Here is a 13,688-nt window from a genome sequence, read left to right as displayed (position 1 = left end):
GTGAAACTAAGGAATCACCCACCCTGTCTTTTTTTAAACTGTCGTTCTTATAACTTCTTTCCCCTTTTCTTTTAATTTTGCATGGGCAGCAGCAAGCTTGGCTATTGGAACCCTGTAGGGAGAACAACTTACATAATGTAGTCCAATTTTATGGCAAAATTCAATTGATTTTGGATCTCCACCATGTTCACCACATATTCCAAGTTTAAGATTTTTGTTAACCTTTTTTCCTTTTTTAACGGCTATCTCCATTATCTGACCAACTCCTTCAGTATCAATAGAAATAAAGGGGTCTTCATCTATTATTCTGTGTTCAATATAAAAGGGTAAAAATTTTCCTGCGTCATCTCTTGAAAGTCCGTAAACAGACTGAGTTAAATCATTTGTTCCAAAGGAGAAAAACTCAGCCTCAGTAGCAATTTGATCAGCTGTTATTGCAGCACGGGCAAGTTCTATCATTGTTCCTACAGTATAATTAACTTTTACTTTGTAATCCTTCATAACTTCTTCTGCTGTTTTCACAGTTAGATCTTTCATAATTTTTAATTCATTTACATGGGCAACAAGAGGAATCATTATTTCAGGAATAACCTTTATCTTTTTCTTAGCAAGCTCACAGGCTGCCTCCATAATAGCTCTAACCTGCATTTCATATATTTCTGGGTAGGTTATTCCAAGGCGACAACCTCTATGACCAAGCATTGGATTGAATTCCTCAAGAGCTTTAATTTTTGCCTTAATTCTTTTTACAGATACTCCCATTTCATTTGCAAGTGTTTCTATCTCTTCATCTGTTTTTGGTAAAAATTCATGCAATGGTGGATCAAGTAGTCTTATTGTTACTGGCAATCCTTTCATCTCTTTGAATATTCCGATAAAATCCTCTTTTTGATAGGGCTTTATTTTTTCAAGTGCTTTTTTTCTTTGTTCAATTGTATCAGATAGAATCATTTCTCTGAATGCCTTAATTCTTTCTGACTCAAAAAACATGTGTTCTGTTCTGCAAAGTCCTATTCCTGTAGCACCGAAGCTCCTTGCAACACGAGCATCTTTTGGAGTATCTGCATTTGCTCTAACCTGAAGTTTGCTAATTTCTTCAGCCCATTTCATGATTATGTAAAACTCTTTTGGAAGTGTTGGCATTACAAGAGGTGCCTGCCCAAGAATTACTTCTCCAGTTGTTCCATTTAATGTTATAATGTCACCCTCTTTTACCGTGAAATTACCTACAGTAAAATATTTTTCCTCTTCATTAATATTTATTGCTCCACATCCTACGACACAACATTTACCCATTCCTCTTCCAACTACTGCTGCATGGGATGTCATTCCTCCACGAGCTGTAAGAATTCCTTGAGCTACAGCCATGCCTCCAATATCTTCAGGGGAAGTTTCATTTCTCACAAGTATAACCTTTTCTCCTTTTTCTGCCCATTCTTCAGCATCCTGAGCTGAAAAAACAACCTTACCTACAGCAGCACCAGGACTTGCAGGCAATCCTTTCGCTATTACTTTAACTTCCGCTTTTGAATCAATTGTAGGATGAAGAAGTTGATTAAGTTGTTCAGGCTCTATTCTTAAAAGAGCAGTTTTTTTGTCAATCAGTTTTTCATTAACCATATCAACAGCAATTTTGATTGCAGCAGCCGCAGTTCTTTTACCAACTCTGGTCTGAAGCATATAGAGTTTACCTTCCTGAATTGTAAACTCTATATCAAGCATGTCTCTGTAATGCTTTTCAAGTTTTTGGCATATTTTTTCAAGTTGAGAGTATATTTTGGGCATTCTCTTCTTTAACTCTTCAATTTTTAAAGGAGTTCTAATTCCAGCAACAACATCCTCTCCTTGAGCATTCGGCAAAAATTCAGCAAAGAAGCGCTTTTCACCTGTAGATGGATCTCTTGTAAATCCTACACCTGTTCCAGAGTTTTCACCCATATTTCCAAAAACCATTGCCACAATATTGCAGGCTGTACCAAGATCATCTGGTATTCCATGAAGTCTTCGATAAGTTACTGCTCTATCACCATACCAAGAGTCAAAAACAGCTTTGATTGCCATCTTTAATTGTTCATAAGGATCTGAAGGAAAATCTTTTCCTGTTTCTGTTTTATAAAGCTCTTTATATTTTTCAACTAATGTTTTAAAATCATCTGCATCAAGCTCTGTATCTAATTTAACTCCTTTTTTTTCCTTTATATCATCGAGTAAATCCTCAAATTTTTTTCTATCTATGTCCATAACAATGCTACCAAACATGGTAATAAATCTTCTGTAGGTATCATAGGCAAATCTTTCATTTTTTGTCTTATTTATCAATCCTTTAAGTGTTTCATCATTTAAGCCAAGATTTAAAACTGTATCCATCATTCCGGGCATAGAAAATTTTGCACCAGACCTTACAGAGACAAGAAGAGGATTTTTGGGATCACCGAAATTACATCCCATTGATTTTTCAACTTTTTTAAGATTCCTTAAGACTTCATCCCACATTCCCTCTGGAAATTTTTTACCTAATTTAAAGTATTCTCTGCATGCTTCAGTAGTAATTGTAAACCCTGAAGGAACAGGTATTCCAAGATTAGTCATCTCAGCAAGCCCTGCACCTTTTCCTCCAAGAAGATCCTTCATCTGTCCTGTGCCTTCTGCTTTTCCATCACCAAAGTAGTAAAGGTATTTTTTTTCAGATTTTAGTTTTTTAGTTTTTGAAGTAACTTTTACTGACTTTTTTTTAATTTTGGTTTTAGATTTAGACGCCATCTGCAGGCTCCTCCTAAAAAAATTATTTATAAATAGCTATTCATATTACAATGATATAAAAAAATTTTTCAAGAATATTTGTGAAAAGATATTGACATTTTAAATAAACTATTTTCAAACTATGCTTCATGGAGAAAATTTTTGTTAAGCCTTCAAAAAGATATGGAAGTTTATGGATTTATAAAAATGAAATAGTCTCTGATATATCTAATCTTTACTCTGGAACTCTTGTAAAAGTATATGAATCAAAGAGTAATAAATTTATTGGTGTAGGATACATAAATCCCAAATCAACAATTTCTATAAGACTGCTTAGTTTCAAAGAACTAACAATTGATGAACAGTTTTTTAGAAGTAGAATTATCCAATGTAAGCAATACAGGGAAGAATTTTTGGGACTAAAGGAAAATTATCGATTGATTTTCAGCGAATCAGACTTTTTACCAGGCTTGATTGTTGATAAATATAATAAATGTTTAGTTATTCAGATATTAACTGCAGGAATGGAAAATTTTAAAGAAATGATAATCAAAATATTAGATACCATCTTTAGCCCTGAAATAATAATTCTTAGAAATGATTCCCACTCAAGATTAAAAGAAGGATTAAAACTTGAAAAAACTATTGTAAAAGGAGATCTAAATGAATTTCCTTTAATAATTGAAGATGATATTAAATTTTTGTTTGATCCTCTTCATGGACAAAAAACAGGCTTTTTTCTTGATCAAAGAGAAAATAGAATTTTTCTTAAAAATCTTATTACCAAAGGTGAAGGACTTGATCTTTTTTGTTATGTCGGCTCATGGAGCCTTCATATGGCAAAAAAAGGAATAAAGATAACAGGAATTGATAGTTCTCAAAATGCAATAGATTTAGCTAAAGAAAACGCAAAAATAAACAATTTAATTGATAAATCTCAGTTTATAAAGGCAGATGTGTTTGATTATTTAAAATGGGAGATAAAGAAAGATAAAAAATATGATTTAATTGTTGTTGATCCTCCGGCTTTTGTAAAATCAAAAAATGAAAAAAAGGATGCTTTGGAGGGTTATTTAAACTTGAATACTTTAGCAATAAAACTTTTAAAAAAAGAAGGAATTATTGCCACTTCCTCATGTTCTCAACATGTATCTGATTACGATTTTTATGAAGTCATAAAGGAGGCTTTTTTAAGAAACAAAAAAACAGGAAAATTAATATATAGAGGAACACAAAGTAAAGACCATCCTATACTTTTAAGTATGCCTGAGACATCCTATTTAAAGTGTTTAATTATTAAATTATTTGACTAAAATAAACTGATTTAATTAAACTTTTAGATTATGCGGATGAAATTTTTTGTTGCCAACTGGAAAATGAATAAAACTGTTAAGGAATCATTAGATTTTCTTAGAGATTTTATTCCATCAATTAAAGAAATAAAGGATAGAGAAATTGGTATTGCTCCAACTTTTGTATGCCTTGAAAGCGTTGGTAAAGCATTAGAAAATACCCCTATTAAGCTCTGTGCACAAAATGTTTTTTATGAAAAAAAAGGTGCTTACACTGGAGAGATTTCTCCAACAATGCTAAAAGATTTAAATGTTGAGTATGTAATAATCGGACATTCAGAAAGAAGAAAATATTTTCAAGAGACAGATGAAATAATAAATCGCAAAATTAAGGCATCTATTAATGAACAATTGAAAGTTATTTTTTGTATTGGAGAGACAATTGAGGAAAGACAATCCAACATGACCTTTGATGTTTTAAAAAGACAGATAGAAAAAGGACTTGAAAATATAAACAATCCCAGCTCTATTGTTTTAGCCTATGAGCCAGTCTGGGCAATTGGTACAGGGATAGTTGCATCAGAAAAACAGATTGAAGAAGCCCACGCATTTATTCGAGATAAATTAAAAGAGATTTACTCTGAAAAAGCTGACTCTGTAAGAATACTTTACGGTGGAAGTGTTACTCCAGAAAATATTTATGCCATAATGAATGTAGATAACGTTGATGGTGTTTTAGTGGGTGGAGCAAGTCTTGATGCTCAGAAGTTTTCAAAAATTGTAAAATATGAAAAACAAAAATAAATAAGGAGGATTCTATGAAAACCCTGCTTTTAACTTTTCACATAATTCTATGTATTGTAATGATTATTGTTGTTTTACTTCACAGAGGTAAAGGTGCAGAGCTTGGACCAGCCTTTGGAGGAGGTTCATCTCAAACCCTTTTTGGACCAAGAGGTGCAGCCACATTTCTCAATAAAGTAGCAACTGTGGTGGCAGTTTTATTTATGCTTTCATCATTCTTTTTGACTTACATGACTACAAGAACAAAATCTGTTGTATCTGATGTAAATATTCCAGTTCAGACTCAGCCTTTACAGCAACCAGCAGGAGAACCATTGCAACAGAAATAACAGGTATTTTCCATTTATTTTGCAAACTAAAGTGAAATAAAATATGCTCCAAAAATATCTCATATTTTTTCTTTCATTATCCCTATTATTCATTTTTTCCTGCGAACGAACTCCTGAAATAAAAGAACCTTTCAGCATAACAGGTGCCTCCTCTGCTGATGGTAAAAGACTTCTTCCCCTATTTGCATCTGATTCCGCAAGTGCTGATATAAGTGGAAAGATTTTTAATGGACTCACAAAATATGATAAAAATTTAAACATAGTTGGAGATCTTGCGGAATCATGGCAAATTTCAAAAAATGGAAAAGAAATTATTTTTTATCTAAGAAAAGGGATTAAATGGCATGATGGTTTTGAATTTACAGCAGAAGATGTTGTTTTTACATATAAAGCAGTAACTGATCCAAAGAATCCCACTCCTTACAGCAGCAATTATGGTCCAGTAAAAGAAGTAAAAGCAGTTGATAAATACACAGTAAAAGTGATTTACGAGAAACCCTTTGCACCAGCCTTAGAGTCCTGGGGAATGGGGATACTACCGAAACATTTACTTGAAGGAAAAGAACTCTTTAACTCTCAATTAAACAGAACTCCTATTGGAACAGGACCCTATAAAATTAAAGAATGGATTACAGGACAAAGAGTTGTTCTTGAAAAAAATGAAAACTACTATGAAGGCATCCCCTTTTTTGAAAAATTTATAACAAGAATTATTCCAGACCCTTCAACCATGTTTCTTGAATTGCGATTTGGCGGAATTGATTTTATGGGACTTAATCCTGCTCAGTATAAATATTATGGAAATAAAGCCTATTTCAAAAAATATTTTAATGTATATAGATATCCTTCTTTTGGATATACATACATTGGCTATAATCTTAAAGACCCTTTATTTTCAGAAAAAAAAGTTCGTCAAGCAATTGCCCATGCTATCAATAAAAAGGAAATAATTGAGGGAGTTTTACTTGGATACGGAACTCCATGTACAGGACCTTTTCCTCCCTCTTCATGGGCATATAATCCAAATATAAAGGATTTTGAATATGATATAGAAAAAGCAAAAGAAATTCTTTATGAAGAAGGTTGGAAACAGGGGAACGACGGAATTCTTGTAAAAGATGGTAAGAAATTCTCCTTTATTTTACTTGTAAATCAGGGAAACGAAGCAAGGCTTAAAACTGCCCAAATCATTAAGGAACAACTTAAAAAAATTGGAATTGAACTAAACATAAGAGTTCTTGAATGGCAAAGTTTTCTTGAACTTGTTACAAAAAGACAGTTTCAAGCAGTTCTTCTTGGCTGGTCCCTTTCTCGTGATCCGGATTTGTATGATATTTTTCACTCATCAAAAACCAAGCCAGGAGAGTTTAATTTTGTTGGTTATAGCAATAAAGAGGTAGATAGCCTTATTGAAAAAGCAAGACAGATCCTCAATAAAGAAGAAAGAAAAAAGCTTTACTGGAGAATTCACGAATTAATAACAGAAGATCAACCCTATACATTTCTTTATGTACCTGATACAATAATTGCGGTTAATAAAAGAATTAGAGGAATTGAGCCAGCTTCAGCGGGAATATGGCATAATTACATTTTCTGGTATGTGCCAAAAAATTATCTTGATTGGTATAATTAAAGATATGAAAATTTCCATTATAACAAAAATCACTCAATTAAATGTCATTCTTAGCGTAACAAAGAATCTCATCCTTTTTTTAATATTACTGTCACTGCCTTCTCTAACTTTTGCTCAAAATGGAATATCAAAACTTGAAGATGCCTATAAAAATATTAACGATATAAGTGGTAGTTTTACTCAGACAAGCTACATTAAAGATTTAGACAAAATTCAACAATTTAAAGGCAGATTCTTTATAAAGGGAGATAAAATCCGATGGCAGTATACTGGAGAACATTCTCAAACTATATATATCAATAAAAAAACTCTCATTGTCTATGACAAAAAAAGAAAACAGGCAATACAGAGCGAATTTAATGAGGAAAAATACGGGCAACTTCCGCTGGCACTTTTAGGCAGAATGGCAGATTTAAAAAAAGATTTTGAAGTTACTGAAAAATCTGAAAACACAATTTTACTAATTCCTAAAAGTAAAATGGGAAACATAAAAACAATAGAGGTAAGGATTGCTGATGGAGATTTCCCTGTAAAGTCAATGAAAGTATTAGATGCTTCTGCAAATACTATTAAAATTGATTTTAGCAATGTAAAAATAAATACAAATCTCAAAGACTCCATATTTAAATTTACACCTAAAAAAGATGACACTGTCTTAAAATATTAAAACTTAACTTATACTTCGTAGGAGGCATAAAATGACTAAAAGAAGAGTTGCTATTACTATGGGAGATCCAGCAGGAATTGGTCCAGAGATTATTGTGAAAGCCTTTGCTCAGGAAGACATCTATAAAATCTGTAATCCTATAGTTATAGGTGATAGAAGCATTATAAAAGAAGTAATCAAAAAAATTGGAATAGATTTTGATCCTGACAATATAGAATTATTAAATTTAAATGAAATTCCAAATCCGGCAAAACTCATAAAAGGCGCTCCATCTGAGGAATCAGGTAGAGCATCCTTTTCTTATATAAGAAAAGCTGTGGAGCTATACAGACTTGGAATAATCCAAGCAATTGTTACCTGTCCAATAACAAAAATAGCCTTGCGAATGGCAGGACTTCCTTGGCTTGGGCATACAGATATGCTTGCTGAACTTACTGATACAGATGATTATGCAATGGCTTTTTACTGTGAACAATTAAAAGTAATTCTTACAACAATACATGTTCCACTAAAAGATGTTCCTCATCTTGTAAAAAAAGAAAAAGTAATAAAAACAATCTTTTTTGCAAAAAAAGCCTGTGATATGCTTCAAATTGAAAATCCTCGCATCGCAGTCTGCGGGCTTAATCCACACGCAGGAGAAGAAGGAATTATGGGAAGAGAAGAAATTGATGAAATTAAACCAGCAATCAAAGAAGCAAAAGCTTTAGGAATAAATGTTTCAGGACCCTACCCTGCTGATACTATTTTTAAGAAGGCTTTAGATGGTGAATTTGATATTGTAGTTGCAATGTATCATGATCAAGCACTTGCTCCATTTAAACTTATTGCCTTTCAGAAAGGAGTTAACTTCACTGTAGGACTTCCATTTATAAGAACTTCTCCAGATCATGGAACAGCCTACGATATAGCATGGCAGGGAAAGGCAGATCCTACAAGCCTCATTGAGGCTATTAAACTTGCATCAAGGATGGTGATTGTATGAAACTATTTACCCCCTTTGAAATTAAAACAATTAAGATGCCTAACAGAATTGTCCGTTCTGCAACCTATGAAAAAATGGCAGATGAAGATGGTTTTGTTACAGATAAACTTATAAATCTTTATATAAATCTTGTAAAAGGTGGTGTAGGTTTAATAATTACTGGAAATGCTCTTGTTCATCTATCTGGAAGAAGTGCTCCTAAAATGCTTTGTATTCACAATGACTTTTACATTGAAGGATTAAAAAAACTAACCTCTGCTGTTCATGAAGCTGGTGGAAGAATTGTAATTCAGCTAAATCATGGTGGAAGACAGTGTGCTCCGCTTTTTCTTGGTGGTGATAAACCAGTTGCACCTTCAGAAGTATATGAACCGATTTATAAAGTCAAGCCACGTGAACTTACACAGGAAGAAATATGGGAACTTATTGAATCTTTTGGTAAATCTGCAAGAAGAGCTAAAGAAGCAGGATTTGATGGTATTCAGATTCACGGAGCCCATGGATATCTTGTAAATCAGTTTCTGTCTCCCTACACAAACAAAAGAAATGATTACTGGGGAGGCGATGAAGAAAGAAGATTCCATTTTCTTGAAGAAGTTTATAACAGCATCCGAGACAATGTAGGATATGACTTCCCAGTGATGATAAAACTTAATGCCTGTGACTTTGTTGAAGGAGGAGTTACTTTAGAAGAAAGCTTAAGAATTGCTAAAAGACTTGAAAATTTAGGAATAGATGCAATTGAGGTAAGTGGTGGAATTGTGGAATCAAAACCCGAAAAAAGACCTGTAAGGATGAAGATTGATTCACCAGAGAAAGAAGCATATTTTAGAGAATTTTCAAGAGAATTTAAAAAAAATCTTAAGGTTCCTATTATGCTTGTAGGAGGGATTCGTTCTCGCTCAGTGGCAGAGGATATTTTACAAAAAAATGATGCAGACTTGATTTCTCTTTCAAGACCTTTAATTATAGAACCTGATTTACCAAAAAAATGGATGAAAGGGAAAGAATTATCTGACTGCATATCATGCAATGGATGTATGAGATTTATGAAATTGGAATATGTTAAATGTACACAACTTGAAAAAAAGAAATAAATTGCTTTAAGTTAATTGAGAAAAATTTTTAAGGAGGTTAGATTTTGGAACTTCATAAATTAACAGTTGTAGAACTGGCAAGAATGATTCACAGAGGAGAAATAAGGCCCCATGAAATCATTATAGATGTATTTAAAAGAATACAGGAAGTTGAAGGAAAAGTTAAAGCTTTTATAACTTTGACTGTAGAAAAAGCCTATAATATGGCAAAGGATGCTGAAAATGCTGTTTTTTCTGGCAAAAAAAGTATTTTAACAGGCATTCCTATAGCTGTAAAAGATAACATTTGCACAAAAGGGATACCTACTACTTGTGCTTCAAAAATTCTATATAATTTTGCTCCACCCTATGAAAGCACTGTTACATCAAGACTAATGGAAAACAAATACATTCTTGTTGGAAAAACCAATATGGATGAATTTGCAATGGGTTCATCAACTGAAAACTCTGGATTTCACATAACAAGAAATCCCTGGGATTTAGAAAGAGTTCCGGGAGGAAGCTCAGGTGGAAGTGCTGCTGCTGTTTCGGCGGATGAATGTATCGCAGCACTTGGTTCTGACACAGGTGGAAGTATCAGACAACCAGCCTCCTTTTGTGGAGTTGTTGGACTTAAACCCACTTATGGAAGGGTCTCCCGTTTTGGACTTGTTGCCTTTGCTTCTTCTTTGGATCAAATTGGTCCTATTACAAAATGTGTTGCAGATGCTGCACTGATTATGAATGTAATAGGAGGATATGACCCTATGGATTCAACATCTGCTCCAATAGGAGTTATTGACTTTACAGAATATCTTGGTAAAGATATAAAAGGATTGAAAATTGGTATTCCTAAAGAATACTTCATAGAAGGAATGGATAAGGAAGTTGAAGAAAGAATAAATGATGCCATAAAACATCTTGAGTCTCTTGGCTGTATTCCTGTAGAAATCTCTTTACCCCATACTGAATATGCTGTCGCCACTTATTATATTATTGCTACTTCAGAGGCTTCTTCAAATCTTGCACGATATGATGGAGTAAAATATGGTCTTAGAGTTTCTGGCAAAGATTTACTTGAGATGTATATGAAAACAAGGTCAAAAGGTTTTGGGACTGAAGTAAAAAGAAGAATAATGCTTGGAACCTACTCTCTTTCAGCAGGATATTATGAAGCATACTATAAAAAAGCTTTACAGGTAAGAACCCTAATAAAGAGAGATTTTGAAAGAGCCTTTGAAAAAGTTGATTTTATTGTAACACCAACTGCACCTACTCCAGCTTTTAAAATTGGTGAAAAAATAGATGACCCCCTTCAGATGTATCTATCTGATATATTTACAATTTCTGTTAATCTTGCAGGACTTCCTGCTATATCAATACCTTGCGGATTCAATATGAAGGGACTTCCCATTGGTCTTCAGATTATTGGTAAACCCTTTGATGAAGCTGGAATACTTCAGCTTGCCTATGCTTATGAACAATCAACTCCATGGCATAAAATGAAACCAACTTTATAAAAAGGAGTGAAAATGCAATACGAAGCAGTAATTGGATTAGAAGTTCATGCTCAACTTTTAACAGAAAGTAAAATATTTTGTAGTTGCTCCACCCAATTTGGAGCAGAACCTAATACTCAAGTTTGTCCTGTCTGTCTTGGAATGCCAGGGGTACTTCCAGTGTTAAATAAAAGAGCAGTTGAATACACAATTAAGACAGGACTGGCAATGAACTGTAGGATTGCTCCCTATAGTAGATTTGCAAGAAAAAATTATTTTTATCCCGATCTTCCAAAAGGTTATCAAATAAGTCAGTATGAACTTCCCTTATGTGAGGATGGTTATCTTGAGATAATAGTTAACGGAGAAAAAATAAAAATTCGAATAAAGAGAATTCATCTTGAAGAAGACGCAGGTAAAAATATTCATGATCCTTCAGGATACAGCTTTGTTGATTTTAACAGAACTGGTGTACCCTTAATGGAAATTGTATCAGAACCTGACATAAGATCACCTAAAGAAGCTGCCCTATATATGAAAAAATTAAGAACTATACTTAGATATCTTGGAGTCTGTGATGGAAATCTTGAACAGGGTTCTCTTCGCTGCGATGCTAATGTTTCTGTAAGACCTGTTGGTTCTACTGAATTCGGGGTTAAAACAGAGATTAAAAATATTAACTCCTTCAGGTTTGTTGAAAAAGCCCTCGAATATGAAATTAAAAGACAGATAAAACTTCTCCAAGCAGGAGAAAAAATAATACAGGAGACAAGACTTTGGGATTCTCAGACAGGTACTACTCAGTCAATGCGTTCAAAAGAAGAAGCCCATGATTATAGATATTTTCCTGAGCCTGACCTTGTACCAGTAATTGTTTCAGAGGAATGGATTGAAGAAATTAAAAAAACAATGCCTGAACTTCCAGATCAAAAATTTGAAAGATTTATAAAAGAGTACGGATTACCTGAATATGACTCTCAAATTCTTACAGAAGAGAAAGCTCTTGCTGAATGGTTTGAAAAAGCAGTAACCTTAGGTGGAAAACCAAAAGAAGTATCGAACTGGATTATGGTAGAACTTTTAAGACTGTTAAATGAAGATGGTAAGGATATTACAGAATGTAGATTAACTCCTCAAGAACTTGTTGAACTTTTAACACTTATTGAAAAAGGGACAATAAACAGAAACACTGCTAAAGATGTCTTTGAGGAAATGTATAAAACTGGAAAATCAGCAGAAAAGATTGTTAAGGAAAAGGGACTTACACAAATTTCTGATAGTTCTATTATAGTTGATGCAATTAAAGAAGTAATTATAAAAAATCCTAAGGAAGTTGAAAGATTTAAAGCAGGCGAGGAAAAACTAATCGGATTTTTTGTTGGACAGGTGATGAAATTAACTAAAGGTAAAGCTAATCCAAAATTAGTAAATGAGCTTATTTTACAAGAATTGAAAAAAGGAGAATAAAATGCCTATTATTGTAGCCCTATTTTTGATTTTATCTTTTTTATCAACAGATGCCTTTGCTCTGAAATGTGACAAATGCCATAAAGATGAAAAGTCTCTTGATAAAGTATTCCATGAAAAAGCCATTAAGACAAAACAAGAATTAATCGAAATCCTAAGAAATGGAAATAAAGCAAAGCTTCACAAAAATTTAAAAGACGATGAAATTGATGAAGCAGCAAAGAAAATGAATTTAAAATAAATTAGACAAAATCAAGCCAGTGTTGATACTTTGGAACTTTACCTTTAACTATATCAAAAAATAAATTTTGTATCTTTTCTGTTATTGGACCACGACTTCCCAAACCAATTGTTCTTCCATCAATCTCTCTGATAGGCGTTATTTCTGCTGCTGTTCCTGTGAAGAAAGCTTCATCGGAAATATAAAGTTCGTCACGAGTAAATCTTTCTTCTTTTACTTCAATTCCTAAGTCTTTTGCAATTGTAATGACTGAATCCCTTGTTATTCCCTCAAGAATAGAAGTAAGTGGTGTGGTTTTCAAGATACCTTTACGAACTAAAAAGATATTTTCACCGCTTCCTTCAGAAACATATCCTTCTGTATCAAGTAAAACAGCTTCATCAAATCCACATGAAATTGCCTCAATTTTAGCAAGTTGGCTGTTAACATAGTATCCAGCCACTTTTCCCCTTGACATGTTTGAATTTACATGATTTCTAATAAAAGAAGATATTTTGACTCTTATTCCCTTCTGAAGTCCTTCTTCTCCAAGATAGGCACCCCAGCGCCACACAGCAATTACCACTTGAATAGGATTATTTTTAGGATAAACCCCCATGTTTCCATAACCTACAAAAACAATTGGTCTTATGTAGCAAGAATCAATTTTATTTATTCTAATTGTTTCTTTTATGGCTTCAAAAATTTCTTCTTCTGTAAAAGGTATTTTTAATGTAAATATATGAGCAGATTTAAATAGTCTTTCCACATGATCTTTTAATCTAAAGACTGCTGGACCTTTTTCTGTATTGTAACACCTTATTCCTTCAAAAATTGCCAATCCGTAATGAAGGGAATGGGTAAGAACATGTACCTTTGCATCATCCCAATCTACAAATTTACCATCCATCCATATCTTTTCTGTTTTCGGAATCATGAAGAATATTAAACTACAAAACGATAAATAAAGTCAATAA

Annotated in this window: 12 protein-coding genes; 10 read left to right on the top strand and 2 right to left on the bottom strand. The window is 33.2% G+C overall.

Annotated elements, in window-relative coordinates:
- Positions 1-33: 33 nt before the first annotated feature.
- On the bottom strand, positions 34-2,760 hold the full coding sequence (gene ppdK / locus QI155_RS07540) for a pyruvate, phosphate dikinase (RefSeq protein ID WP_143600842.1): 2,727 nt from the start codon (positions 2,758-2,760) through the stop codon (positions 34-36).
- Positions 2,761-2,888: 128 nt separating this feature from the next.
- Between ppdK and QI155_RS07535 the strand changes: the two genes are divergently transcribed.
- From QI155_RS07535 to QI155_RS07490, 10 genes are read left to right on the top strand one after another with little or no spacing between them, the layout of a single operon-like run.
- Positions 2,889-4,052, top strand: coding sequence for a class I SAM-dependent rRNA methyltransferase (locus tag QI155_RS07535; RefSeq protein ID WP_068861492.1), 1,164 nt, complete (start codon positions 2,889-2,891; stop codon positions 4,050-4,052).
- A gap of 36 nt (positions 4,053-4,088) precedes the next feature.
- Positions 4,089-4,835 (top strand): triose-phosphate isomerase, encoded by a 747-nt coding sequence (gene tpiA, locus QI155_RS07530; protein WP_254045498.1) that lies wholly within the window; start codon positions 4,089-4,091, stop codon positions 4,833-4,835.
- 14 nt (positions 4,836-4,849) lie between these two features.
- A complete protein-coding gene (secG, locus tag QI155_RS07525; RefSeq protein WP_068861490.1) occupies positions 4,850-5,164 on the top strand; it encodes a preprotein translocase subunit SecG in 315 nt (104 codons plus the stop codon).
- 43 nt (positions 5,165-5,207) lie between these two features.
- Positions 5,208-6,797, top strand: a complete 1,590-nt coding sequence (locus QI155_RS07520) for a peptide-binding protein (RefSeq protein ID WP_281321367.1) — start codon at positions 5,208-5,210, stop codon at positions 6,795-6,797.
- A gap of 4 nt (positions 6,798-6,801) precedes the next feature.
- Positions 6,802-7,464: an outer membrane lipoprotein carrier protein LolA gene (locus tag QI155_RS07515; RefSeq protein WP_143600901.1), complete on the top strand. Its 663-nt coding sequence runs from the start codon at positions 6,802-6,804 to the stop codon at positions 7,462-7,464.
- Positions 7,465-7,495: 31 nt separating this feature from the next.
- On the top strand, positions 7,496-8,449 hold the full coding sequence (pdxA, locus tag QI155_RS07510; RefSeq protein WP_281321366.1) for a 4-hydroxythreonine-4-phosphate dehydrogenase PdxA: 954 nt from the start codon (positions 7,496-7,498) through the stop codon (positions 8,447-8,449).
- Complete coding sequence (locus QI155_RS07505; protein ID WP_068861743.1) at positions 8,446-9,546, top strand: NADH:flavin oxidoreductase; 1,101 nt, start codon at positions 8,446-8,448, stop codon at positions 9,544-9,546. Before pdxA ends, QI155_RS07505 begins: the two co-directional genes overlap by 4 nt.
- Positions 9,547-9,590: 44 nt before the next feature.
- Positions 9,591-11,045 carry an Asp-tRNA(Asn)/Glu-tRNA(Gln) amidotransferase subunit GatA gene (gatA, locus tag QI155_RS07500; RefSeq protein ID WP_068861744.1) on the top strand — a complete coding sequence of 485 codons (1,455 nt, stop codon included), beginning with the start codon at positions 9,591-9,593 and terminating at the stop codon, positions 11,043-11,045.
- A gap of 12 nt (positions 11,046-11,057) precedes the next feature.
- Positions 11,058-12,491 (top strand): Asp-tRNA(Asn)/Glu-tRNA(Gln) amidotransferase subunit GatB, encoded by a 1,434-nt coding sequence (gatB, locus tag QI155_RS07495; protein ID WP_281321365.1) that lies wholly within the window; start codon positions 11,058-11,060, stop codon positions 12,489-12,491.
- 1 nt (position 12,492) lies between these two features.
- Positions 12,493-12,732, top strand: coding sequence for a hypothetical protein (locus QI155_RS07490; RefSeq protein WP_068861127.1), 240 nt, complete (start codon positions 12,493-12,495; stop codon positions 12,730-12,732).
- Position 12,733: 1 nt separating this feature from the next.
- Here the strand turns inward: QI155_RS07490 and QI155_RS07485 are convergent, their stop codons facing one another.
- Complete coding sequence (locus QI155_RS07485) at positions 12,734-13,648, bottom strand: branched-chain amino acid transaminase (protein WP_068861128.1); 915 nt, start codon at positions 13,646-13,648, stop codon at positions 12,734-12,736.
- Positions 13,649-13,688 lie beyond the last annotated feature (40 nt).

It is taken from the genome of Thermodesulfovibrio sp. 1176, from assembly GCF_029946585.1.
Classification (GTDB): Bacteria; Nitrospirota; Thermodesulfovibrionia; order Thermodesulfovibrionales; family Thermodesulfovibrionaceae; genus Thermodesulfovibrio.
This window is presented reverse-complemented; position numbering and strand designations above follow the sequence as displayed.

Coding starts and splice junctions, on each gene's coding strand:
- ppdK (WP_143600842.1), bottom strand. CDS start 2,760: ATGGCGTCTAAATCTAAAACCAAAATTAAAAAAAAGTCAGTAAAAGTT.
- QI155_RS07535 (WP_068861492.1), top strand. CDS start 2,889: ATGGAGAAAATTTTTGTTAAGCCTTCAAAAAGATATGGAAGTTTATGG.
- tpiA (WP_254045498.1), top strand. CDS start 4,089: ATGAAATTTTTTGTTGCCAACTGGAAAATGAATAAAACTGTTAAGGAA.
- secG (WP_068861490.1), top strand. CDS start 4,850: ATGAAAACCCTGCTTTTAACTTTTCACATAATTCTATGTATTGTAATG.
- QI155_RS07520 (WP_281321367.1), top strand. CDS start 5,208: ATGCTCCAAAAATATCTCATATTTTTTCTTTCATTATCCCTATTATTC.
- QI155_RS07515 (WP_143600901.1), top strand. CDS start 6,802: ATGAAAATTTCCATTATAACAAAAATCACTCAATTAAATGTCATTCTT.
- pdxA (WP_281321366.1), top strand. CDS start 7,496: ATGACTAAAAGAAGAGTTGCTATTACTATGGGAGATCCAGCAGGAATT.
- QI155_RS07505 (WP_068861743.1), top strand. CDS start 8,446: ATGAAACTATTTACCCCCTTTGAAATTAAAACAATTAAGATGCCTAAC.
- gatB (WP_281321365.1), top strand. CDS start 11,058: ATGCAATACGAAGCAGTAATTGGATTAGAAGTTCATGCTCAACTTTTA.
- QI155_RS07490 (WP_068861127.1), top strand. CDS start 12,493: ATGCCTATTATTGTAGCCCTATTTTTGATTTTATCTTTTTTATCAACA.
- QI155_RS07485 (WP_068861128.1), bottom strand. CDS start 13,648: ATGATTCCGAAAACAGAAAAGATATGGATGGATGGTAAATTTGTAGAT.